The organism is Streptosporangium carneum (genome assembly GCF_027922005.1).
Classification (GTDB): Bacteria; Actinomycetota; Actinomycetes; order Streptosporangiales; family Streptosporangiaceae; genus Streptosporangium; species Streptosporangium carneum.
Genome location: NZ_BSEV01000012.1, coordinates 168,593 through 192,046, shown reverse-complemented (window position 1 = coordinate 192,046; position 23,454 = coordinate 168,593). Strand labels below are relative to the sequence as shown.

Annotated in this window: 17 protein-coding genes and 1 pseudogene; 5 read left to right on the top strand and 13 right to left on the bottom strand. The window is 70.0% G+C overall.

Annotation, left to right across the window (positions count from 1 at the left end; genetic code table 11):
- Window positions 1-238 precede the first annotated feature (238 nt).
- The 11 genes from PKF00_RS25075 to PKF00_RS25025 all read right to left on the bottom strand — a co-directional run bounded on the left by PKF00_RS25075 (window position 239) and on the right by PKF00_RS25025 (window position 18,102).
- Complete coding sequence (locus tag PKF00_RS25075; protein ID WP_271220082.1) at window positions 239-2,077, bottom strand: hypothetical protein; 1,839 nt, start codon at window positions 2,075-2,077, stop codon at window positions 239-241.
- A 124-nt stretch (window positions 2,078-2,201) separates the two neighbouring features.
- Window positions 2,202-4,304 (bottom strand): hypothetical protein, encoded by a 2,103-nt coding sequence (locus tag PKF00_RS25070; protein WP_271220081.1) that lies wholly within the window; start codon window positions 4,302-4,304, stop codon window positions 2,202-2,204.
- Between the two features lie 76 nt (window positions 4,305-4,380).
- Window positions 4,381-4,773, bottom strand: a complete 393-nt coding sequence (locus tag PKF00_RS25065) for a (deoxy)nucleoside triphosphate pyrophosphohydrolase (RefSeq protein ID WP_271220080.1) — start codon at window positions 4,771-4,773, stop codon at window positions 4,381-4,383.
- A gap of 13 nt (window positions 4,774-4,786) precedes the next feature.
- The gene (locus tag PKF00_RS25060; protein WP_271220079.1) at window positions 4,787-5,872 is read right to left on the bottom strand and encodes a C40 family peptidase; all 1,086 of its coding nucleotides are present in this window, start codon (window positions 5,870-5,872) and stop codon (window positions 4,787-4,789) included.
- Window positions 5,872-6,555 carry a hypothetical protein gene (locus PKF00_RS25055; protein ID WP_271220078.1) on the bottom strand — a complete coding sequence of 228 codons (684 nt, stop codon included), beginning with the start codon at window positions 6,553-6,555 and terminating at the stop codon, window positions 5,872-5,874. The genes PKF00_RS25060 and PKF00_RS25055 overlap by 1 nt, the downstream gene beginning before the upstream one ends.
- 2 nt (window positions 6,556-6,557) lie before the next feature.
- A complete protein-coding gene (locus tag PKF00_RS25050; RefSeq protein ID WP_271220077.1) occupies window positions 6,558-8,996 on the bottom strand; it encodes a type IV secretion system protein in 2,439 nt (812 codons plus the stop codon).
- On the bottom strand, window positions 8,993-11,485 hold the full coding sequence (locus tag PKF00_RS25045; RefSeq protein ID WP_271220076.1) for an ATP-binding protein: 2,493 nt from the start codon (window positions 11,483-11,485) through the stop codon (window positions 8,993-8,995). Before PKF00_RS25045 ends, PKF00_RS25050 begins: the two co-directional genes overlap by 4 nt.
- A gap of 135 nt (window positions 11,486-11,620) precedes the next feature.
- A complete protein-coding gene (locus tag PKF00_RS25040) occupies window positions 11,621-14,641 on the bottom strand; it encodes a TcpE family conjugal transfer membrane protein (protein ID WP_271220075.1) in 3,021 nt (1,006 codons plus the stop codon).
- Between the two features lie 47 nt (window positions 14,642-14,688).
- On the bottom strand, window positions 14,689-14,949 hold the full coding sequence (locus tag PKF00_RS25035) for a hypothetical protein (protein WP_271220134.1): 261 nt from the start codon (window positions 14,947-14,949) through the stop codon (window positions 14,689-14,691).
- A 164-nt stretch (window positions 14,950-15,113) separates the two neighbouring features.
- Entirely contained in the window at window positions 15,114-15,938 is an 825-nt protein-coding gene (locus tag PKF00_RS25030) for a conjugal transfer protein (protein ID WP_271220074.1), read from the bottom strand.
- Window positions 15,939-16,794: 856 nt separating this feature from the next.
- Window positions 16,795-18,102 carry a helix-turn-helix domain-containing protein gene (locus PKF00_RS25025; protein ID WP_271220073.1) on the bottom strand — a complete coding sequence of 436 codons (1,308 nt, stop codon included), beginning with the start codon at window positions 18,100-18,102 and terminating at the stop codon, window positions 16,795-16,797.
- A 171-nt stretch (window positions 18,103-18,273) separates the two neighbouring features.
- On the opposite strand from PKF00_RS25025, the gene PKF00_RS25020 reads away from it, so the two are divergent.
- Together PKF00_RS25020 and PKF00_RS25015 are read left to right on the top strand one after the other, a co-directional pair.
- Window positions 18,274-18,501 carry a hypothetical protein gene (locus PKF00_RS25020; protein ID WP_271220072.1) on the top strand — a complete coding sequence of 76 codons (228 nt, stop codon included), beginning with the start codon at window positions 18,274-18,276 and terminating at the stop codon, window positions 18,499-18,501.
- Entirely contained in the window at window positions 18,498-18,779 is a 282-nt protein-coding gene (locus PKF00_RS25015) for a hypothetical protein (protein WP_271220071.1), read from the top strand. The genes PKF00_RS25020 and PKF00_RS25015 overlap by 4 nt, the downstream gene beginning before the upstream one ends.
- A gap of 172 nt (window positions 18,780-18,951) precedes the next feature.
- Here the strand turns inward: PKF00_RS25015 and PKF00_RS25010 are convergent, their stop codons facing one another.
- Both PKF00_RS25010 and PKF00_RS25005 read right to left on the bottom strand, forming a co-directional pair.
- Entirely contained in the window at window positions 18,952-19,272 is a 321-nt protein-coding gene (locus tag PKF00_RS25010; RefSeq protein ID WP_271220070.1) for a DUF4326 domain-containing protein, read from the bottom strand.
- Window positions 19,212-19,418, bottom strand: a pseudogene (locus PKF00_RS25005) (type II toxin-antitoxin system YoeB family toxin); the annotation flags it as partial. The gene PKF00_RS25010 and the pseudogene PKF00_RS25005, both read right to left, overlap by 61 nt.
- A 709-nt stretch (window positions 19,419-20,127) precedes the next feature.
- Between PKF00_RS25005 and PKF00_RS25000 the strand changes: the two are divergent.
- The 3 genes from PKF00_RS25000 to PKF00_RS24990 all read left to right on the top strand — a co-directional run bounded on the left by PKF00_RS25000 (window position 20,128) and on the right by PKF00_RS24990 (window position 23,419).
- Entirely contained in the window at window positions 20,128-20,481 is a 354-nt protein-coding gene (locus PKF00_RS25000; protein WP_271220069.1) for a hypothetical protein, read from the top strand.
- 122 nt (window positions 20,482-20,603) lie between these two features.
- Window positions 20,604-21,263, top strand: a complete 660-nt coding sequence (locus tag PKF00_RS24995) for an ABC transporter ATP-binding protein (protein ID WP_271220068.1) — start codon at window positions 20,604-20,606, stop codon at window positions 21,261-21,263.
- A gap of 404 nt (window positions 21,264-21,667) precedes the next feature.
- Window positions 21,668-23,419: a hypothetical protein gene (locus PKF00_RS24990; protein ID WP_271220067.1), complete on the top strand. Its 1,752-nt coding sequence runs from the start codon at window positions 21,668-21,670 to the stop codon at window positions 23,417-23,419.
- Window positions 23,420-23,454: the final 35 nt, after the last annotated feature.

Genomic DNA, 23,454 nt, shown 5'->3' with positions numbered 1-23,454 from the left:
CGGCGCCGCCGCACGTACAAGCCCTTCCCCACCACGCACGACCACCGCCGAAACACCACACCCCACGGACAGCCACCGCGCCGGTACGGCGAGCCGCGCCACCAACCCACACACGGCCACCGCCGAAACACCACACCCCACGGTCAACCACCGCGCCGGTACGGCGAGCGGCGGCGCCGAGCGGGTCGGCGCCGGTGAGCGGCGCGCGACCCGGGAGCGTCTCCGGTCAGAGAACCGACTACTTGGAGCGACGGAACAGGCCGCGCTTCTTCTTGCCGTCATGGCCGGGAAGGGGATAGACCGCCGTCCCACCGTGTTCGTCGGAAGAGTCCGACTTCGGCTTGGTGCCGGGAAGCGGCTCGAGGCCGAAGGGGCGGCGAGGCTTCGGGGGCTCCTGCGAGACCTCGGGAGAAGCGGACTTCGACGGCTTGGGTTTGGTGCCGGGAAGCGGCTCCAGCCCGAAGGGACGACGGTTCCGCGGCGGCTCCTGTGGGAACGGCGCTCCCGGGAACTCACCGGGCCCCTGCGGCACCGGACCGGGGAACTCCCCAGTGCCCGGCGAAGAAGCACCGGAGAACCCACCCGGCCCCTGCGACAACGGACCACCGGGGAACCCGCCGGGCCCCTGCGGCAACGGACCGCCAGGGAAGCCCCCCGGCCCCTGTGACAACGGGCCGCCGGGGAACCCGCCGGGTCCCTCGGGGAAGCCGGGCTGGAAGAGGTCGCCAGGTCGCTGTCCCGGTCCTTCGGGGAAGACCTCCCCCGCCTGTCCACCGGAACGCGGCGGCTCCTGCGGGAACGGCGCTCCCGGGAACTCACCGGGCCCCTGCGGCACCGGACCGGGGAACTCCCCAGTGCCCGGCGAAGAAGCACCGGAGAACCCACCAGGCCCCTGCGACAACGGACCACCGGGGAACCCGCCGGGCCCCTGCGGCAACGGACCGCCGGAGCCCTGTGTCGGGCCCGTGGGGAACTCTGCGGGCCCATGGGGGAAGGCTCCCTGCGGGGACTGCGCCGCGCCCGGGTCGTGGAAGGAGGTCTGCTGGGCGTCCTGGCCCGCGAGGCCGTACGGCGACCATTCGTGATCCGCCGGAGGCCTGCCGTACTGCTGGTCGGCGTGACCGGTCGGCTGGTCGTGACCTGGCGCGGGCATGTGGGCCGTCGGCTGCTCGTACGGCTGGACGTGCTGCTCGGGCGCGTAGCCCTCGGGGTGGCCGGGGCCGTACATGTGCATGGGGACGAAGCTGATGATCGGCGCGTAGGCCGTGCCGCCCTGGTAGACCGTGGGTGGAAAACCCGGCGCGGGCGCGTACGCGGCGCCGGGGGGATAGGTCACCGGGTCGACGAAACCACCGGGATGACCCTGGGGACGGGGACCGGCCCTGCGGACGGCGGACGCGTGGGCCATGCGGCGCAGCCTGCCCTCGAAGATCAGCACGGCGAACAGCACCAGCAGCACCAGGATCAGCGCGGGGATGCCGAGTTGACGGCTCAGCTCGGGGGCGTTGAAGTCGGAACCCGCGTTGCGGATCTCGTAGGGCACCGAGGTCGGCCCCGCGTCCTCGAACGTGGCGCTTCCGGTCGGCTCCGACGAGGCGCTCGGAACGGGGGTGGGCGTCGGCTGGACCTCCTCGGTGCCGGGGAACACCGGCTCCTCCTCGCTCGGCGTCGGCGCGGCCGTCTCCTCGGGGAGAGGAACGAGGGGGGTGGAGGTCGGCGGCTGCACCGGAGGCTGCACCGGAGCCGTAGTGGGCACCGCCGGAGGCACGGTCGCCTGCACGGTCTTCGTCTTGCGCGGCTTGGGGGCCGTGGTCTTCGGCGGCACGGTGACCGTGGTGGTGACCGTCTTCTGCGGCACCGGAGAGGCGGGAGGAGGGGTGGGATCACCGGGGTCCTGGGTCACCGTGACGGTGACGACCGGCGTCGGTTGCTCCTCACACGGCGCCGAGGGGTCCACGTCGCACCCGGGGACCTCGGAGGGGTTCGCGGCAGCCAGCTTGGCGACGGCGTCCGCTGGAGGCGCGGTGGTGAACGGTGTGGCGAAGAGCAACACTCCACCGCAAAGTCCCACCGACATGAGAACGGCGGAGACAGCTGCCGCACGCCGTGATCGGGTCACCGGTGCCCTCCGAGAATTCCCTATACATGGCGAGTCAAGTCAAGGAAATACTAGTCGGGTAAAAGTAACAGCAAAGCCTGTTTCACAACACAGCTCGCGACCCGCGCCTGCGTTGAATTCGCGCCTGTAGCCAGAGCAGACCCAGCAGTCCGCCGACCGCGGCTCCGACCGTGGGAAATCCACTCGCCCCTGTCAAGGACGGCCCCGACAGAGCCGCCTGCTCGATCTCCTGGCCAGGCCCGTCCAGGTCACGCGGGAGTGGCGCGCCCAACGGCTGGGAGTCCGCCATGACCGAGGTGAGCGGTGACACGGCGGGCACGGGGGCCGCCATCGGCATCCGCAGGCCGGGGTCGTCCCATAGCTGCGCTCCCTGTCCGGATCCGGACAATTCCGTGGAGGCGGGGGGCACAAGCGGTTCGGAAGGCGTGACCGTTCCCCGTCGTGCGACAGCGGGACCGGGGACCTGCCCGCGAGACCTTTCCTGCTCGGCGAGCGGCTTGAGCGATGTGAACGGCCGGGGCACGGGTCGCGCGGCCGCCGTCGGCTCCCCGATCGCAGGCCACGCGGCCGCCGTCGGCTCCTCGGCCGAGGTCTGCGGCACCGTGCCGGACTCCTGGGACTTCCCGTGCACCGGGGCTTCTTCACAGGGCGCAGGAGCGGGTCCCTGTCCGGACGCGAGCGGTACGGCATGCGCCTCTGGCTCGCCGATGACCCCCGTGTCCTCGTGCGCCTCTGGCTCGCCGATGACTCCCGGCTCCTCAGACGCCCCGGACTCTCCCACGATCCTCGCATCCTCATGCGCCTCGGATTCGCCGATGACCCCCGCGTCCTCCTGCGCCTCTGGACCGCCGATGCTCCCCGGCTCCTCAGACTCCGCGGGCTCTCCCACGATCCTCGCATCCTCATGCGCCTCGGGCTCGCCGATGACCCCCGTGTCCTCCGGGACGCCCGTCCCTTCCAGGATCGCGAGCACCCACAGGTTCGACGACGTGAACGGCCCCACCTTCTCTTCGGTCTGCGGCGAAGCCGTACCGGAGACCGCGCCGCCTTCCGTGAGAGGAGCGCTGGAAGCCGCGACCTTCCCCGCTGGAGACGCGTCGGGAGGCGTTGTGGGCAGGGAGGAGGTCGTTGCCGCCCCCGAAGCCTCGAAGGAGGCCCTGGAGCCCGTGCCCGGCGTCCCATGGATCACGCCCGGTGCCCCAAGGGGCGCGTCCGGCGTCTCAGGGATCACGCCAGGGGCCTCGGGGATCGCGCCTGAAGCGTCAGAGGTCCCGGGAAGCGAGCCCGAGAGGTCGGAGGCGCCTGAGGCGCCCGAAGGCATTCCGGAGGCCGGGGACAGCGCGCCGGAAGGAGCCGGGAACACGCCCGGTGCGGGGCGGGGCACCACGGAACCGGCCTGCCGCTCCTGTCCCCGCCCCTCCTCGCCTTCGGCCGTCCCCACAGTGACCGCTTCCACCTCGACCAACCCCACCTCGGCCGCTTCCACCGTGGCCGTCCCCGCTTTGGCTGTCTCCGCCGATTCCGCCGATTCCGTCCCCCCGTTGGCCGCTTCAGCCTCGGCCGCTTCCGCCCTCACCCCGGCCGTCTCCGCGTCGAGTTCCCCCGCTCCCGCCTCGCGTGCCGCGAACGCCTCCGCTCCCGCCTCGACCATGGTCCTGGCCGTCTGGGTGGTCCACTCCCCCTCGGGGGTGAGCATCCGCGCCACCGCGGTCACCTCGACAACCCGGTCGTCCACGGGCGCGGCGAGCAGCACGTCCACCGGGGTGCGCGCGCCGACCTCTCCCACGGCGCACACTCGCTGGTCACTCCTGACCGGCCGCCGGTCGCCCGTCGCGGAGGGACAGTCGACGCCTCTGAACGTGGCGGCGGGCGTCGTCGCGACCACCAGTCGCGCGTCGCTTCCCGGTCCGCGCAGCCACACCCTGAGCCGGACCACGTCACCGGCGCGGGCGCGCCGCGACCACGAGACGAGGCTCTCCGCCCCTCCCAGGTCCGACGCTCCCCCCAGGCTCGACGTCCCTCCCAGGCTCGACGTCCCTCCCGGGTCCGACGCTCCCCCCAGGCTCGACGGCGCTTCGGCGGGCTCGATCGTCCCGATCGCGTACACCGCCGATCCCCCGCCCAGAACGAGCGTTCCCGCCCCCATCGCCGACGCGACGCGGGCACGCCGCCACCATCCGGTCACCGCATTTCCCCGATCCCCCGATACGGACACGCGACAACAACACGTCCAGTGCTTTTATGTCACACTCTGTAACCGATCAACCGCCGTCGAGCTGACCTTGTACGGCTCGCACGATCGGCAGGTCGGCGGGCAGCCACGGCACGTCGTACAGCTCGTGCCTGGCCAGCCAGCGCAGGTCCAGGTGTTCCTTGGCCTCGGGCTCTCCTTCCACGATCTCCGCCAGCCAAACCCTGAGCACGTATCCGTCCGCCAGCGGCCAGTCACCACCGACCTGCTCCCCCGCCTCGACCATGACGCCGAGCTCCTCCTGGCACTCCCGGATCAGCGCCGTACGGTCATCCTCCCCCGGGTCGACCTTTCCCCCGGGGAACTCCCATCCACCGGCGAGCTCGGGAGGGTCGGCGCGCTGGGCGGCGAGCAGTCTGCCGCCGCCGTCGACGATCGCGGCTCCCACAACGACCTTGTCCATGGGCCTGATTGTGTCAGCCCTGCTCCTTCAATTTGAGCTGTGCGAGGATCTGGGGATTCTGCAACGGACGGGTGAAACCGACGATGCCGGTGCGCTCCTTGTAGGAGGTGACCTTGATCGGCCCGCACAGACGGCATCTGGCCTCGACCATCTTGCCCGGCGAGACCACCATGCCGACGTGGCCCGGACGGTCGACGCCCGTTCCCGGACCGGAGTTGAAGAAGACCAGGTCGCCCGCCTGCTCCTCCCCCTCGGGGACCCGCACCCCGAAGGGCCACTGCCCGAAGGTGGTGCGCGGGATGGTCAGGCCGACGCTCCGGTAGGCCATGTAGATGATCCCGGAGCAGTCGTAGGCGTCGGGTCCCGTGCCGCCCCACAGGTACGGCTTGCCGCGCTGGGCCAGGGCGTACTCCAGGATCCCGGAGACCGTGCCGGAGGGCGCGGCCTCCAGCAGGGGCTCGTCGCAGGCCCCCTCGGCGTCCGGGGGCACGCCGACCTCGCCGTCCTTGGCGTACCTCTCGGCGATCTCCATGACCTGGTCGACGTACCACCAGGCCCGGTTGTAGACGAACAGCGAACGGCGCACGTCCTCCGGCGCGCCGTTGCGCTTGAGCATCTTCGCCGCGCCCAGGATGGCGTCCGCCGGGTTGTAGATGTCCGCCCAGCCGTCGCCGTCGCCGTCCGAGGCGTAACCGTTGAACGTCGACGGAATCTTGATCTTCGTTTTCCCGCCCCAGGTGCTGACCAGGAACTGCATCGGCCCCGCGGCCCCGGCGTAGTTGGTGCCGCTGCTGACCCCGGGAAGCGTCGAGCGCCCGTGGTCGGTCTCCCGCTTGCCGACCCCGGCGAGCACGTTCCACTGCACGCCGATCTTCTTGCCGCTCTCGCGGTACAGCTCGAGGTAGTCGGCCGGGATGTCCGAGGTCGCGGTCTCCGACTGGTCCGACACGGTCTGGGCCGTGTCGTCGCAGTCGGGCAGGCTGCCTCCGGTGAAGGAGGGGAACGAGCCGACCATCAGCATCGGCGCCATGCTCAGCGTCAGCAGGCACAGGCCCGTGACGGCCACGATCAGCGCGAGACGGACCTTTCTGTCACCCATCAGCCGACCTCGCCGGCCTGGGCGGAGTCGTCGTCCCCGTCCTGCCCGGAGTCCGCGGGCTGCAGGTCGTGGACCCGCCAGTCGGCGCCGACCGCGACGAGCGTCACGGCGTAGTCGGCCGTCTGCTGCCTGGTCCCGCTCTTGGCGGTGACGGTCTGGGTGCCGGTGACCACGAAGACCACGGAGGTCTTCTGGATCTGCCGGATCTCCTTCACCTTCGCCGTCCCGACGGAGACCACCTGGTCGGCCGCGTTCTTCTCGACGGTGCCGGGCGAGGTGACGATGCGCAGCAGCACCTCGGCGAACTCGGCGGTGGTGTATCCCCTCAGGCGGTCACCGTAGTCGGCGGGCTCCTCGTCGTAGCTGTAGGTGCCGTAGTCGGCGGTGAACCGCCGGGCGTAGTCGGCGGAGGCGGCCAGCTCCTGCTTGGTCATCGGCAGGTAGGAGTAGACGTCGAACGGCGCGTTGCTGGCCGTCGCGGCCGGACGCGGGGGTTCGGGGTTCCCCTGCGCCTCGGGGTTCCCCTGCGCCTCGAGCACGGTACGGCTCACCCCGGCCGGCCCGGCGGCGGTGTTCTCCTCGCCGCCGGAGTCCGGCCACATGGTCAGGTAGACGCCGACCAGTGCGAGCATCGCGACCAGCACCGCGAAGACGACGCCCCGCCGGTTGCCCTCCTCCGCCATCCTCAGTCCTTATCGGGATTCGAGGCGCGGAGCCAGAACGGCGCCGCCGCCTCGTCTGCCTGCCTGTCACGCTCCGGCCTGCCGGGCAACCACAGCGGCGGCGCGTCCGAGGACCTGCCGCGCCCCGCGTCGTCCCTCGAGGATCCGGACGATCCGAAGATGCTGCTGCCCGACCTCGACGAGCCCCGGGAGCCGCCGCCGTTGCCCGAACCGTTCCCCGAGCCGCGCGAGCCGGACTCGGATCGCCGGGAACCGCCGCCACCGCCGCCGCCTCCGAAAAGGCCGCCGCCGGAGCGACCGCCCCCGCCGGAGGACCTGCCGGAGGACGAGGGCGCGGAGGAACCGCCGCCGCCGGAGGACCTGCCGCCGCCTCCTGAGGACCTGCCGGAGGACGACGGGGAGGATCCGCCCGCCGACCCCGAGCCTCGCTGCGGGGCCCAGCCTCCTGAGGCGCCGCCGAACCAGCCGCCGCCCGCGCCGCCTGAACCGCCTGAACCGCCTGAACCGCTTGAGGCGCCCGCGCCGCTCCGCACGGAACCGCCGGACCTGGTCGGGGACGCGCCGCCCGCCGTACCGCCGCCGGACAGGTTGAGCGGCGGGGCCGCGCCGGTGCGCGCCGCGGTGACGGGGCGGCCCGTGCCCTTGCGCCGGGTGCCGGTCTGGGCGTCGGTGTCCAGCGGCGCGGGCTGCGTGCCGACCGGGACCCTGGTGCCCGAGGGCGTGCCCGTCGCCTGTGCGCCCTCCTCGCCGCGCACCCTGCCCTGGGCCACCGCGGCCGCGGCCGTCGCGACCGAGGCTCCGCCCGCGAGCGCGGCCGCCTGCAGCACGGGCTCGGCCTTGCGCATGCCCCAGCGGCCGACCCTGGCCGCCGCGACCGGCGGCAGCGCCCCGGCCGCGCGCTGCAGCGTCGGCGCGGAGGTCGCCTCACCCAGCATGCGGGTGGTGAGGGTGTGTCCGTCCATGGAGGAGAACAGGTGCTGGAACGGCCGCCGGTAGAAGAACACCGCGATCGTCATCAGAGCCATGAACATGACCTGCATGCCCCACGGCAGCGCCGTGGAGATGATCAGCGCGTAGCCGTACACCAGGACGCTCAGGACCAGGGCGAGCACCGCCTGTCTGAGGAGTGTGCCGACCAGCATCTCGACCCAGCGCATCGCGATGATCCGCCCCGATCCCGGATGGACTCCGAGCAGGAGGAAGATCGGAGCGAGGATCAGCAGCAGCAGGAAGCCGATCTTGAGAACCAGCAGCGACACCGCGACCAGGAAGATCAGCAGTCCCGCGACCATCGCCGCGACCAGCGCGCCGATCGCGATGCCGAGCCTGCTCGTCCAATCCTTTCCCTGGAGGAGGAAGAAAATGGGCGTGTTCTCCAGCCTGTTGGCGACATCCTCCTCGTACCGTGCCTGATGGGCATTCGTGTTGGGGGTCTGGGACGCCTTCATCTCGGCCGCGTCCAACGCCTGGATGTCCAGCAGCTTCGCACCGAAGTCCCGCACCACCGGCGCCTTGGGGTCGGCGGTGCCGAACTCACCCATCAGCCACGGCTTGCAGACCAGGGTCGACCAGAGCGCCTCGGCGTTCTGGTCGACTCCCGGGACGCCGGTCTGGCCGTAACCACCGGGCTTCGCCTGGGGATTGGCGTCACCCTTGGCAGGAAGGCAGGAGGCTCCGCCCGCGTTCGGCAGGCCGGAGAAGGCGGAGTTGACGATCTCACCGGTCTTGTCGGTGACGGTCTTGCCGATGCCGGTGAAGTCGCCGGGGCGGCTGAAGAACCACACGGCGACGGTGACCGCGAGGACCATCCAGATGATGCCCTCGGCGGTCGTGGTCGCGCGCTTGCGGATCAGGCCGTACCAGGCGATCCAGATGGCGCCGAGGATGACGACCGGCCGGAGGTACGGCCAGTACATCGCGTCGGCCAGGCTCTTGACCATGTCGTCGACGACGTTCTTGATCGACTCAAGGGGGCCCTCGGTGGCCGCCGCCTGGTAGGTCGTGATGGTCAGCCGGTCGAGCGCCTTGGCCCAGGAGAAGACCGTGTTCGCGGTCATGTTGCCCATGACCGCGGCGACGTCGTCACAGCCGAGCTGGTGGGTGTGCCAGAACAGCCCGCTGGTGCCGTATCTGGAGTAGTTGTCCTGTGGGGCGGCGGCCTGCGCGCCCGCGGTCGGCGCGGGAGACGGCACGGCGGCGGGGACTCCCGCCGCCGCGTCCGGGGGCGGCGGTTTGAGCAGACCGTCCACGCCCGACCCGACGATCTCGGGGGCCAGGTCCGGGGAGAGGTCGCAGATGGCGGCGGCCGCGGTGGCCGACGGGCCCGTCGGCAGCAGCAGCGGCAGTGCGAGGAAGGCGGCCATCGCCATCAACGCGATGGCGATCCGCCTGCGTAGTCGTCTCTTGCGGGAGTGCTCGCGCCCCTTCAGGGAGCCTTTCATGACCGTACCTCCAGCGCCGCAGCCCCAGACCTACTGACTCTGTCGCCCCCAGAAAGATCATGCACGTTCTCATCGGGTTTGTCGTGGGTCGGATTCGTGTCGAGCCAGCGGAGCAGCTCATCGGAGATGAGGTCCACCCCTATCCGGCCCGCGCGACCGTCCAGATCCCGAAACACGCACTCGCCGTTGCCCAGCGAGCGCAGCACCGCCTTGTGCTCCTCAGAGGGTTCGACCCCGAGCAGCGCCATCACGTGGTCCACCTCCACCCGTTCGGTGGACCTGAAGGCGAACACCGAGGACAGGCAGTTGGTCACCTGTTCGTTCAGCAGGTCGCCCGCGTTCTGCGAGACCAGCACCAGCGCGGTGTTGCGCGAACGCCCCATCCGGCTGACCTCGGGCACCAGCTTGGCGCCCTCAGGCGTCGAGGTGATGGCCCACGCCTCGTCCAGGAAGATCGCCTTGGGCGTCCGCCTGTCGAGGCCGTTCATCAGGCCCCTGGCGAACTGCGCGACCAGATAGAGCAGCGCCACCGACAGGCGCTGCTCGTAGGAGTAGTCGTCGCGGCCCGTCGAGGCGTCGGGGAGGGTCAGGCCTCCCAGGGTGAAGACCGTGGTCCAGCCCTCGGTGTCGATCTGGTCGCCGCCCGAGGGGTCGAAGCACAGCCGCGCGAGGTGCATCTCCGACATCGAGCGGAGCACGGCGCCCAGGTTCTTCGAGGCGGCGTCCTCGGTCTGCTCGAGGTGCTCGACGACCTTGCCCAGGGAGGGGTCGGGCCCGTTGGAGACCGCCGCGACCGCCTGGATCATCGCCGACTCGCGCTCCTCGGACATGCGGGGAAGCAGCAGGCGCAGGGTCTCGCTGGCCATCGTCTTCTTGGCCGCGATGTCCTCCCCGAAGGAGAACGGGTCGAGCAGGCCGGGCGCGGCCGAGCCGAGCGGGATGGTCCGCGCCTTCCTGCCCCGCCCCTGCAGCAGCTGGACCAGGGACTCGGCGTCGCCCTTCGGGTCGATGACGGCGATCGTCACGCCGCGCAACGCCATCTGGTAGATCATCAGCAGCGCCAGGGTCGTCTTGCCGCCGCCGGGCTCGCCGGTGATCGCGATGGCCGTGGGGCGGTTGCGGGTGGCCGCGACCAACGGGTCGAAGTGCACGATGCTGCGGGCCCTGCCCAGGGTCTCCCCGACGTACGGCCCCATCCAGCCCGCGTTGCCCTCGTCGACCCGGTCGCCCAGGTCGACGGTCGCGGTCGCCATGCCGCCCGCGATGGTGCGCAGCGGCTGCCGCTGGGCGTAGGCGTTGACCCGGACCTTCTCGCCGGGAAGCGCCTCGCAGAACAGCGAGAACTGGTCGCCGGTCGAGTTGACGATGTCGATGCCCATGTCGCGGTAGTGCTCCACGACCGCCTCGACCCGCTGGACGCAGATCTCCTCCGTCGGGGCGGACACGATCAGGCGGTGCCAGCCGTACACGAAGGGCAGTCGCTCCTTGGTGATGCCGTGCTCCAGCATCCGGGCCGCGTCAATCTGCTCGGCCAGCGCCAGCGGCGCCTCCGCCCCGGCCTCGCGGATGTGGATGTCCATGTCACGGGCGTGGGCGAGCTTGCGCGCGACGTCCTTGCTGGCCTTGATCGGCGAGATCAGCCGCATTCTGGAGCTGATCTCCACGGGGAAGGGCAGCTGGTCGGCGAAGTGCATCCACGGCTCGCCGTCGGGGAAGGGCATCAGGTCGGGGAAGCGGGCGAAGGACAGGTGCGCGACGTAGGAGTCGCCGTCGGGCTGCTCGACCCGCAGCAGCGACCTGCCGTTGTGGATCTGCCCCTCGACCAGGGCCTCGATCTCACCCCTTCCCCACGTCCGCTTCGGGCTGGCCGAGGCGGGGGGATCGCCGAGGGAACCGGTCGCGGCGTGCTGGAACAGCCACGCGATCTCGGTCGAGGTCGCGTGCCTGGCGTACAGGGCGCTCGACGACAGGGCCCGGCCCAGACGCTCCGCCTGCTCGCTCCATTTGGCGATCTCGGCCCGGGGGACGTGGTCGTCCTCGATGCCAAGGGCCTTCTCACTGCGCTGGTAGAAGCCGAACAGCTGGGAGAGCACCCCGTTGCCCAGCTGCCTGCCGCGCGCGCCGAGCCGTACGCCGAGGTAGACCTCCTTGGTCCAGAAGTCCTTCGCCCAGACGTGCCGGTACATCTCCTCCAGGTAGTCGCGCCAGCCGGGGCCCTCGTCGGAGGTGGCGTTCAGGGCCATCGCCCACTCGGCCGCGGGATAGGTGCGATGCGCGACCCGCAGGTGCACCTCGGCGTCCGGCATCCTGATCGCCGCCAGCGCGATCGTGACGTTGGTGGCCAGCGCCTCCCGCTCCTCCGGGGTGACGAACTCGTAACTCACGGTCGGCAGCCGGAAATAGGCCCAGACCGACGAGTCGGTCAGCAGGATCCGGTCGTCGAAGTATCGGACGGCGAGGCGGTTGCGTGCCCGCGACGGGCGGCTCACACGACCTCCTTCGCCCGACCTGCGGCCTTCCGCGGACGCACGGCAGACGCTCCGGGGCCGGGGGCCCCCTCGCCGCATCCGTTCACCTGGACACCTCGTTACGCCCGTTCACCACTTCTCCTCGCGCCCGGGGGATCACTGGGCCACTTCCTCCTCGCTCGGTCGAACCGCCTGCGCCGCTCCGAAACCCGCGACCACGACCCCTGCCAGCGCGAGATACGCCCGGCGGCCCGGCGCGCGCAGGTGGGACGGCTCCACCCGCTCCGACCTTCCGGGAGCGAGCTCGTCCTCCCAGGGCACCCGCACGATCGCCCTGCACCGGCCCCTGGCGACGGCCTCCGCCTGTTCCACGTCGCCCATGCTGCGGCGGCTCACCCCGTTGACGACCATGATCGCGCGCCTGCGGAGGTCGGCGCAGCCGTGCCCGTCAAGCCACTCGTAGGTCATGGCGACCGCGTCGGGCCCGTCCTCGCTCGCGGGGACGACCAGGACGAGCTGGTCGGCGTAGGGAAGCACCCGCGCCGCCAGCGCCGCGGCCGGGTCGACGACGATCAGCTTGTAGTGGCGGTCGAGGACGTCCATGGTCTGGCCGAGCCGCCGGTCGGAGAAGAGCGTGCGGTCGGAGAGCCGCTGCTCGGCGCCGGAGTCGGCGTCACCGGCGAGAACCTCCAGGCCCGAGGCGCAGCGGCTGGTGTAGGTGCGCATGCCGAGATAGCCGTTGACGTTGTCGAGCCCGGCCAGCAGGGAGGTCAGCGTCTCGGGCGACTCGGCCTGGACCCGGCCGGACAGGGCGTTCGCGCCGGTGTTCGCGTCGACGGCGAGCACCCGGTCCTCGCGGTGACGGGCGAGGGTGTGGCCGAGCATGAGCGCGGTCGTGGTCTGCCCCGCGCCGCCGGTGCACCCGAGCACGACCACCCTGCGGCTGCCGGTGAACGCCGCCCTGGCCCGCGCCTCGTCGATCTCGGAGCCGTCCGTACGGCTTCCGCCCCCGGGCCCGATGACCACCTGTGCCAGCCGCCGCCAGCCGCCGGCCGAGTCCCTGCCGACGACCGACTCGACCCTGCGGACCCGGGTCTCCGGATGGCCGGGCCTCGGCACGGGAACCGCGGGCGTCACCGGGTCGGAGCCGGTGACGGGTCCCGAGGGGACCGCCCTGATCGAGACGCCTCCCGGCGTCCCCGTCTGCCGCTCCTGCGAGCGGGCCCGCTGCCTGTCGGCGACCTGCTCGGCGGGGGCCGGCTGCCCCTTGCGGTGCTGGGCCAGCGCGCTCTCGTCCGCCCTGCCCTGAGGGGTTCCCGACGGACCGCTCCTCAACGGCGCGCCCTCACGCGGCACGTCCTTCTTGCCGGGCGTCTCGCGGGGCGCGTCGCCGACCGGCGTCTCACGGGAGACGTTCCACATCGGCACCTCACGGGGCACGCTCCGCACCGGCACGTCCCTGCCGGGCGTCTGGCGAGGCCCACTCCCGACCTGCGCGCCCTTGCCGGGCGTCTCGCGGGGCACACCCCTGACCGGCACGCCCTTGCCCGGCGTCTCCCGCGCGGAGGTGTCCCTCCGCGGGACGTCGCCCCCCTTGGTCGTGGTCTCCGTGACACGTCGCCCGACCGGGGAGGGGCCGACGAAGCCCGGCGTCGCGGAAGGCCGCTCGGCGGGCGCGGCCTCGGGGCCGACGGGCTCGGCGCGCCCGGCGTCGATCCCCGCCTCAGGAACGGCCTTCACCTCGGGAACGGCCTTCACCTCGGGAACGGTCTTCGCCTCGGGAACAGCCTTCGCCCCGGGAGCGGATCTCACCTCTGCATCGGGCTTCGCCTCGACCATGGGCTTCGCCTCAGCCGTGGGCTTCGCCTCGGCAGCGGACCTCGCCTCGACGAGCGGCGGGCGCTCGCCCCGAACAGGGCGCTCGACCGGTGCGGGCCGCTTGGAGCGCTCGACAGGCTCGCCCCGCTCGACCGCGGCTTGCCGGGGCCCGTCAGACCGTTCGGAGCGCTGGAACTCCCCGGAGCGCTCCGGCCCCTGGGACTCCTCGGGGCGCTGGGACTCCTCCGAGCGTTCGGGCCGCTGGGCCTGGGACGAGGCGGTTCGCTCGGCCTCGGCCGAGGCGGCGAGCCTGCGCAGCCGCCGCAACGCCTCGGCTCCGATCGGGGCCTCAGGGGTCGCGGAGGCCGCGGCCGTGGAGGAGGCGGCCGTGGAGGAGGAAACCGGGGACGCGGTGGAATCCACAGGAGCGACGGGGGTCCGCGGAGCCCTGACGACCGGTGCGCCGGGAGCCGACGGTGCGGCGGGAGCCTGGGAGGCCTCGGTCTGCGAAACCCGGGCGGCCTGCGCCTGGGGGGTTCGGGAAGACGGCGCGGCGGGGGCCTGGGCGGCGGACGAGACGGAAGTCTCCGGGGCCTGGGGAGCCGACGCGGTGGGCGTCCGATCGCCCTGGACCTTGACCTCTACGGGGAAGGAGCGAGGAGGCGGAGCGAAGACCCGCTCGACCGGGGTCGTGGCGGGCCGCCCGGAGGGCCTGGAGGAAGCCGTTTCCCTGGACGTCTCGGCGGGTTCCCTGGACGTGTCGGCGGGGGCGGCGTGCCCGAGGGCCGGGGCGGCGCCCCTGCGCGGGACAGGAGCCGTGCCCCTTGCTGCGCGCTCACGCACGACCGGAGCCGGATTCGTGGCCGCCGCCGTGGCCGCGGCAGCCGCGGCGGCGACGACGGGCCGCACCTCGCGGGCCGGGGTCGCGGCGCGCTTCGCCTGGGCCTGCCTTGCCTTGCGCGCGGCCCTGCCACGGACCTCGGCCTTCTGGGGCGCCGCGCGCCAGACCCTGCCGGTCAGGGTGATCTCCGCGGGCTCCGTGGTCGGAGCCATCCGGCACCAGGTGCGCGGCTCCCCGACGTAGCGGACCTGCGACTGGAGCAGCTCGGTGAGTCTCTTGCTCTCGATCACCGGCCTGGTCGACAGCCAGGTGACGACCCCGGGCGGCACGAGGTAGACCACGTGCCAGGGTGCGTCGAAAGGCAGGCCGAGCAGCGCGAGCAGCAGTGACCAGGGGGCCACCACACCCACGAACACACCGATCCAGACGATCGGAAGCGGCGTCGGCAGCCGTAGGTCGTACAGCTTGTAGAGCCGCTTTTCGATCCGCCAGATATTGGTATACGTGGGTAGATCCACACGCTCCTCCTCTCCGCCACTCGTTGTTTGACCGCTTACGCGCGGTCTCAACCCCCCGAGATCCCCAGCGCCCCCGCGATCGCCTTCGCGGTCACCTCGATGATGTTGGGCACGTAGAAGATCACTCCGATGGCGATCGCGAGGATGATGAACTGGACGAACCTGGTGATCTCACGGGTGAAGAGGAAGAAGAGCGCCACGACGGACACGATGACGAGGAAGAGCGGGGCGAAGAAGCTTCGGAGGAAGTTGGCCAGGCCCTGGGTGTCCACGCCCTTCGGAGGCGCCGTTGGCTGAGCGAGGTCCATCGCGTTCAGCAGGATGGTCTTCAGGATCACTTCTCGTCCTCCGTGCTTGTGATCACGGCCCGGGGAGTCGCGGGCTCATGACACGCATATGGGAACCCGCTCACCGCCGACTCGCCGATCAGGGGGGGTCTGCTCACTGTGGACCGGCACCATTCGATCATGTGTTACCCCACAGACCGTTTCGCGCCTCGGATGTCCTTGACGAACCACTTGTCGCCCTGTTTCACGACGGTGAGGCGATATGCCTGCTCCAGCTTCCCGCTCATCTCGCCCGGGTCCGAGGCGGTGGAGTCGGCGGACGGGGTCGCCCCCGAGGGCACGCCCCACACGACCGTCGCGGTCGCCTCGCGGGTGGCGCCGCCACCGGAGGGAACGACGAGGTCCTTGAGGTTCACGAAGGTGAAGGCGCCGCCGAAGCCCTCCAGCGTGACCCCGGCGGCCGCGTAGCGCTGCAGGGACACGGTGTCTCCGGCGGCGTACGCCTTGAAGAAGTCGGCCAGGGGGGTGCGCAGCTCGGTCTCCGCGGCGTCGTCCCGCTCCCCGTCCGCCACCGCGGGCAGGTCGGCCGGTGTCGGCGCGGGCAGGATGCCCGGACGCCCCGAGACGACGAACCTGCCGGTCTCGGTGTCGTAGAACACCGGCACGGACAGCAGCTGACGGCGGTCTCCCGACTGGAAGGCCAGCGTCACCACGGCGTTCTCCCTGTCGATGATCTCGGAGCCGTACGGCTGCACCGCTCCGGCGGCCATCCGGCCGAGCCCGTCCCAGCCGAACTGCGGCTCGGCGCCGTCGGGCAGGTAGGGGGCGAGCCTGGACGCCCTTTCCTGGGAGCGGACGGCCTCGAAATTCAGATAGACCGCGGCGAACTGGCTGGCGAAAGACGTCGCCCGGCTGACGGGAAATTCGGTGTCCGGGGAAACAGGGGTCGCTCCACCTGTGGCGTTCTGCTGAGTGAAGCGCTCAAAAGGTGCACGGACCCCGTTCACCACGATGACCACTATTAGCGCCCAAAGTATGGCGCGACCTGCCCATACGAGCCAACGCCCGCCACCGCCGGACCAGCGACCCCGGGACGGCGCGCCCCGCCCTCGCGCCGGAGAGCGGTCGAACTCGGGGTCGCGAGGCGCCCCCGGGTATGCCGACAGCTCAGGGTCGTCGGTGATCCGAGGATCACGGACGGTTGACCTTCGAGCCATCTTGCCTCCGCTCGCGCCAATCCCCCGGCTGACGCGGTGTCGTATTACTCCCGACCCCGTTAACCATGGTCAAGCACTTACTCTAACCGCCTTGCCGATTGTTTCAGGAAAGCCACGCCTATGCTGCAGGCATCATGGTTACTGAGCAAACCGGGTCTGGAACCCGGCTGACCGCCCATCCCGGACGAGGGGGGCGAAGAAAGCACATTACGCCTGGCCAGCACGGGCACTGATTACCCAAAGGCCACGCATTGCTATCCAAACAGCAGTGCGAGTGTCCCGACCTGCACATTTACCACCGAACCCGTCACCCAGGGTCACCGGACGGGAGCCACGGCCGCGTCCGCGAGCCGGAGCCGCCTGTCACAAACCGGCCACCGGACGTCGAAGCACAGACTCCCCTCCGCGCGTGGACACCCCTCCGCACGAACCACAAGTTCCGCATCCCGCCCCACGAACCGTCAAGCGCCGGACACCACCCGCGTACGGATCTCCATGCGTACATCACGTAGATCTCGCCGACTCCCCGCGCCTGCGCGACTCCCGCTCGGACCGCCGTCCCCCAGCCCTCGGGGGAAGGATCCGTCGCCCGTCGCACTTGCCGGCCACCGACCCGGTCACCCGTCGCCGTCCAGCACGCCAACGGCGATCAGGCCGATCGACCGCCCACCGTCAGGGCGCGCAGTTCCCTCGCCTCGGGCAGGGCGCGGGCCTTCTCCGGCAGGGCGTCGACGACCAGACGGGTCGCCGACATCACCCGGGTATCGCGCCGCTCGGCAGGCAGCGCGTCGACGAGGCGCAGTGCCTGATGCGCGCCCTCACTGGGATCGGTGCGGGCGTGGAGCGCCGCGCCGTAGAAGGCGAGCATGGTCGCCGTACGGTGCCCCGCCGGATAGAGGCTCTCGGCCGTGTCTCGGGCGGCCTCGGCCCGTTTGACGTCTCCCGCGAGCGTGTAGACCAGCGTTCGGTTGTGCCACAGGGCACGACCCTGGCGCGAGCTTCCCGAGGCGGACAGCCGCTCGTACGTCTCCTCGGTCCGGCGCAGCGCGGTGATCGCCTCAGTGTGACGCCCCATCATCGCGAGGATCAGCGACTCGACCCCGAGAGCAGCCACGAGCGGCTCGCTGGGGTCGTCTCCCGCGAGGCGACGCGCCTCTCTCGCCACGACAAGCACGTCGTCAAGGTTCTCGTCCGGATCCTGCCTCCGATATCCCGCCTCCCAGCCTCTCAGCCACGACGCCAGGAGGTCGTCCCCAGCTTGTGCGCTCAGCAGGCGCGTCTGTGCCCACCACCGGTGCGCCTGGCGGCGATTGCCCAGGTCGAACCACTTGCCTCCGATCAGGGCCGCGTGGCGCGCGGCGGCATGCGTGAGATCACGCTGCACGGCGTCAGGTTGGGCACGCCCCAGATGGGGCGCCATGTCGGTGTAGTCGACCGCGAGCGCGGCGAGGACGACGGCGGGAGGGTCCAGGCGCGCCCGCTGCTCGTGGATGTCGGCGGCGTGCTCCCAGTCGTCGATCATCCCCTGCGACACGCTCGCCCCCGGCAACGGCTGCTGCGCGACGGCCAGAGCGTCGCTCAACGAGGTCAGAACAGGAGCCATAGCGCCTACCGCGGCGACGGCGACGGCATCCCGCATCAGTCGTCTGCGTTCCATGTCCTCGTCCTCATCCCGCGTCAAGGCCTTTACTTCGACGTTACTCCTTCGTGACCGGTCCGCATCGGCCATGGCGGCGCGCAGCCCCAGCGAGATCAGCTTCCCCTCGGCGCCGAGCTCGGCGTCCAGAGCTTCGATCGCGTCGGCAGGCGGGCGATGGGTGGCGGCCTCCCAGCGGCTCACCATCGAGTAGTTCCAGCGGATCCGCTCGGCGAGCCGACGCTGACTCATCTGGCACTGCTCGCGCCGCTTTCGCACTGCGCGGCCGAACTCCCGCCACTCCGGTGACTCTGCGCCCATCGCCTTCACCCTGCCCCTGTTGCACGGCTTGCACACCCGAGCCGCAACGCACTGTGTCTTGTCCGGTGCGGTGCGTGACTCCAACTATGGCAGCAGGCAAGGCCACGTAAAGCGGAACCCCGCAGGCGGACAGGCCATACGGGGTTCCTCGATCGCAAAGGAGTGCGATCCATGAGCGATGCTAGGTCCACCGCGACCAGCCCGGCCATCCCGGGCTGGCGGGTCATCCGCAGCGACGCGGGGCGCTACTGGGCCAGCCGCCAGGAGCCCTTCCCCTGCACGGCGGCCGAGGACACCTCGTTGCACCGGCCGCCGTTCCGCACCGTGGACGCCGACACCTTCGCCGATCTTCAGGCCGAGGTCGGTCGGCAGGAGGCGGCGGGACGGGAAACGCAGTGATCAGGCGGCGTTCCGCCCGTGAGCCGGGGCGACATCGTGAGGGGCGACCTCACACGAGGGTTCACCAACGCCTGTGGGACGGTCCCGCCCGTGACCAGGCCAAGCTGCTGAACGACACCTGGCGGGGGTGGAGCGTGCTCTACAGTCTCGGCGACCGCCGCTTCTACGCCCTCGCGGCCTGGCCGGCTCCCGAGCCGCTGATCGTCTCGGACGACACCGCCGAGGGTTTGGCGGCGCGGATGCGCGAGGCGGAGACGGCGCATCGGAGGGCCGCCTGATGACGCCGGAGCGGCGACGTCAGGGGGACGAGGAGCTGACCCGCCAGGCGGAGATCCTGCGCACCCTGCCTGCGCCTCCCCCCTCCCCCGGGTCTTCATCCGTCCCCGAGGCCGACGGCCGTCCTTGAGCGCCCTTGAGGACGGTGGCCGTCCCTGCGGTCGATCGCCGTCCCTATCGAAAACTGATCTCGGTCACCGGGTCGGTCGAGTTCGCGACCCTCAGCAAGGTGTCCGCGTGGCACAGCTCGCCGAGATCGCACGCGCATCCGAGGTCGAATCCGCGAAGCTCGCGGCGCACCATGTCAACGGTGACGCGATGGCCGAACCTGTTGACCAGCGTCCCGGCGAGCAGGTGTTCACGGTGCAGGCGCATCGCCTCCGCCCTGCCGTGCTCGGCCACCGTGAACGGGTTGCCCCACCGGCTGACACGGGTCACGACGACGACCCCCTGCGGCTTGGGCTGCCCCCGTTTGTACTGAACCCGCTTCGGCATGACGCCTCCCCCTGTGCGGTCCGCTCCCATGGCGTGCCCGGGCGACCGGCGGCCAGGGGGCGACGGAGGATGTCCTCGATGAGCTCGCTGGTCCGTGCGAGCACCTTGCGGTCGCTCTTGAGCCAGGAGGTGCAGTCCTCCCAGCCGTGCCCTTCGAAGAAGAGCCTTACACCACTCCTTTCCCCGTATCTGCCGCGTCGGAGTCGATCAACTCACGCGCGGAGAGGCGGAGAGGTTGACGTGGCGACGAAGTCGCGCTGGAGATCAGTGTGGACGCCCCCGGCCGCCTCGGTCGACCGCCGACCGCTCTCCCGTTCCGCAGGCGCCAACGGCCTGCGCCGAACCTCTGCCCGCCGGGGCTCCATCCGACCGAGCCGTCCGGTCACCGGGCGAACAACTGACCAGATCCCGCCGATCAGGCGCGCGACTCCTCGGCACCCGCCAATTCCGGCACCGCCCGAGACCGTACACAGACAAGCAGTAACACCGGGCGTCGAAACTTGGCGATCGCCGTCTCACCAGAAGACCTCACTCGCCAAAAGCTAAGCCTCCGCCTCCGCTGCAAGTCACAACGCCAGACGAAGACTCCATTTACCGCTTTTCTTTCCGGCTTGCCCGAAAACCATTGGAATTGCGCCTCAAAAAGGGGAACACCTTATGGCGTCGACGCCATGCCAAGAATGAAGCCTGTCCTGTTCATCCAAGATTGCACACAGAAGGAAAGCCGTGTAAAGATCAGTATGGCTTTCCGTTCACCTGTAGGCGGGGAAGGTCGCCAAAACGTCCCCCGCCTACAGCACATCTGTCGATGCAACAAGGAGGATACCTGTGTCCGGCGATAGGTACAGCCGCCGCATGCGCGCGCTTACCGCGTTTGCGGGAGGGATAGTGGCGGTCGCCGCTCTCACCCCGATCGCGAGCGCGTACGCAATCAACGTCACGAACGGCAGTGGAGCTGCTCAGTCGTACACACACGGCAACAATGTGGTGCGTCTGCTCAACCACTGCTGGGCCACGAACCCCTGCCATGTCTACAACGAGTACTACCGAAGTGCAGCGCCCGGGACGAAGCGCTCGTACGAGCTTTACGGCCCCGAGAACGGCCCGTGGCAGAACTATGTCGACAGTAACACCGGATCGACGGTAACCAGCCTCCGCGCGTGCGAGACCATCTCCGCGTGGCCGGACGACTGCAGCGCCTGGGGCTGACAAACAACGGCTCCAGTTGACACATGGCAAGATACGGTGCCGAGCAGGTATTTCCTTACTACTTGCTCGGCACCCTCCTATTTAAAGGGGCAATCATGCCTGATCCAAGACATCAGCATCCATTGCTGAGCATCGAAAATCTGAGCCACTCCACTGTGAACGCGGAGATTTTCACCAGCCTCAGCCTCCATGTCCGCCGGGGGGAGTCGGTCGTACTCTGCGGACCGAGCGGGACCGGCAAGACCACTCTTCTGACATGCGTGCTGGGTCTTACCAGGCCGGACACCGGGCACATTTACGTGGCCGGAAAGAACATAACCGACATGTCATCCAGACAGCTCGCCCTCTATCGTCGCAAGCACGTCGGCATGGTGTTCCAGTTCGGTGAGCTGCTCCCCGAGCTGTCACCGCCCGAGAACGTGGCCCTCGCGGCTCTCCTCGCGGGGGTCGATCGCAAGACGGCGTACGACTCCGCGGAGAGACTCCTGTCCGAACTCGGCGTTCCTCTCGGGCAGACTCCGACCGCCTACCTCTCCGGTGGAGAGAGACAGCGAACGGCTGTGGCGCGGGCGTTGATCACGAACCCGCCGCTTCTGCTCGCCGACGAACCCACCGGAGCGCTGGACAGGAACACCAGGGATTCGGTGGCCGATCTCATCTTTGAGCTGCCCCGGAAACAGAACTGCGCACTCCTGGTGGTGACCCATGACGAGAGTCTGGCACGCAGGGCGGACCGCAGATTCGACCTGGTGGCCGGGCGCCTCATAGGGGCCAAGCCGTGAGCCGCCAAAGACTCTGGTGGCATCTGTTGCGTCTGGGACTCGCCGCAGGCAGGAACTCACCTGGGGGGAGGCTGCGGTTCGCGGCCCTCACCGTCGCGGCCACCACCATGACACTCGTGTTCATGTCCGTCCTCACGGTCGTCGCGACATACGACGGATGGGACAAGCGAGATCTGGCGCGCGGCGCGGAGATGGCGAGAGGCAAAAGACCCGTAGTCGCGAGCTACAAGTGGACCAGAGACTCCGTGGGGAACGTCCCTCACCAGGTTGTTCATGTCGAGCCGCGTTCGTCGACAGTCGCTCCGCCGCCGGGACTGCCACGTTGGCCCGGCCCTGGAGAGGCGTTTCTCTCTCCCGAGCTGCTCCGCGCCGGCGCGGGAGAGGGCATACGTGACAGGTACGGGGTGTTCGCTGGAATCATCCAGGACGACGGGCTCGCCAATTCCGCCGAGCGACTCGCCTACGTCAGACCGAAGGTCGACGACCGTCGCGACTGGTTCGGTGTCACCCGAATCGGTTCCGCGAGATCCGCCCTCATGGGCGACTCTCGCAACCGCGTGCCGATCGGCCAGTTCATCGCCACGATAAGCATCACCCTCGGCGGCGCGGCCATGGTGCTTCTCATCATCGCCGCGCGATGCGGATCAACCGTGAGGGACAGGCGTACACGCCTGCTGACGGCCCTGGGGGGAGGTTACCGGCACAGGGCATTGGTCAATCTTGGCGAGGCACTCATTCCCTCCTCCGTCGGAACCGTCCTGGGATGCGTCCCCTACTTCGTGATGACGATATGGAATGTCCGTCTTCCCATAACCGGATTCACCACGAACTCCGCCGACCTGCGCTCGTGGGCCTGGGCGGCTCCCACAGCCGCCGTCAGCGCGTTCGCGCTGGCGCTTCTGGTGGTCGTGACCATTCACCGGGACACCGGGAGCACTCAGGGGACACAACCCCGGACCTTTGAGGGAGCCATTCCTCGGTGGCGGTCCGTCGTGGGGGCGATAGGGCTGATCGCGATCGTCGTCACGCCCTACCTCTCGAAGGTCATGAGCTTCCTCGCGTACGTCGGGGGCACGGCTCTGCTCTGGGGGATGTTGCCCTCGACCGCCGGCCTGGTGATTCGACGCCTGGGGACGTCTCTGGCGAACTTCGGCGTACGGACGGGGCGGAGCGACACGCTGATCGCCGGTCGATGGGCCCACGCCCGCCCGGGAGTCGTGGTTCGTCTGGTCTCCGTCGTCGTCATCGGCCTTGGTGTGATCACCCAAGCCCAGGTCTGGTCCAGCCGCTTAGGTGAATCAGGTCAGAACGCCCAAAGGGCCCACCAGGAACTGCGCGACTCCGTACTGATCGTCGTTCCACAGTCCATGACCCCTCTGAGGGTCGATCGCTTCACGGGCCTGCTTCCGAAGGAAGCGGAACTGCTCATGGTAAACACTCCGGACACCCCTGAAGGAACGACTGAGATCCGTGGGTCGTGCTCGACCGTCCGGAAGTTGAACCTCAAGTGCTCCCCAGGCCCCCTTGCGCAGGACAAGGGCGACGTCCGAGCTCGTTTCCTGAACCAGTACGTCAGCTACGTCGGGAAGACAGAGCTACGGGAGGGGAGCGTTCTCGCGGCGGCGAAAACCTCCGACCGGATCGCTGTGATACTTCCGCTGGGCTCGGACGGTTTCAGCGGTCAGGTGAAGCAGGCCGCCTACCAGTCCTTCGGGATGGCCTTCGTGGAACGGCCCTATGACTCATGGCTGCTCGGCACGGACAATCTGGCCACCATGGCCACCTGGGTAAGGCTGTTCACCGTCCTCATGATGGGAATCCTGCTGCTGGCCGTGGTCACCAGCTCGGCGGGCGAGTTCCTGACGTTCACAACCGCCGTCGCCCCCCTGGCGGTGTTGACCGAACGTCGAAGATTCGTCATGGGCATCGCCCTCTGGAACCTGAGCGCTCCCACCGTGATCGCCGTGGGGTTCGGGACCGCTGTGGCCGCCTGGCAGGGAACGTTCTTCATCGCGATGACCAGCGCCGGAACGTTTTCTTGGACCCTGCTCGGGACAAGTGCGCTGGTGGCACTGGGACTCGCGGGCGTCATCGGCCTGGCCGGAGGCCTGGGAGCCGTACAGGCGACCGCCCAGTGGCGCCCTGCGGCGGATTGACCGCCGACGGCACCGGGCCGGAGCCGTACCGCTTC

Bases quoted from the DNA above. Each gene is read 5' to 3' on its own strand.
- PKF00_RS25035 (WP_271220134.1), bottom strand. From the start codon at position 14,949: ATGGACCTCGCTCAGCCAACGGCGCCTCCGAAGGGCGTGGACACCCAG.
- PKF00_RS25020 (WP_271220072.1), top strand. From the start codon at position 18,274: ATGAGCGATGCTAGGTCCACCGCGACCAGCCCGGCCATCCCGGGCTGG.
- PKF00_RS25075 (WP_271220082.1), bottom strand. From the start codon at position 2,077: ATGTCGGTGGGACTTTGCGGTGGAGTGTTGCTCTTCGCCACACCGTTC.
- PKF00_RS25065 (WP_271220080.1), bottom strand. From the start codon at position 4,773: ATGGACAAGGTCGTTGTGGGAGCCGCGATCGTCGACGGCGGCGGCAGA.
- PKF00_RS25055 (WP_271220078.1), bottom strand. From the start codon at position 6,555: ATGGCGGAGGAGGGCAACCGGCGGGGCGTCGTCTTCGCGGTGCTGGTC.
- PKF00_RS25010 (WP_271220070.1), bottom strand. From the start codon at position 19,272: ATGCCGAAGCGGGTTCAGTACAAACGGGGGCAGCCCAAGCCGCAGGGG.
- PKF00_RS25025 (WP_271220073.1), bottom strand. From the start codon at position 18,102: ATGGGCGCAGAGTCACCGGAGTGGCGGGAGTTCGGCCGCGCAGTGCGA.
- PKF00_RS25000 (WP_271220069.1), top strand. From the start codon at position 20,128: ATGCGCGCGCTTACCGCGTTTGCGGGAGGGATAGTGGCGGTCGCCGCT.
- PKF00_RS25050 (WP_271220077.1), bottom strand. From the start codon at position 8,996: ATGAAAGGCTCCCTGAAGGGGCGCGAGCACTCCCGCAAGAGACGACTA.
- PKF00_RS25060 (WP_271220079.1), bottom strand. From the start codon at position 5,872: ATGGGTGACAGAAAGGTCCGTCTCGCGCTGATCGTGGCCGTCACGGGC.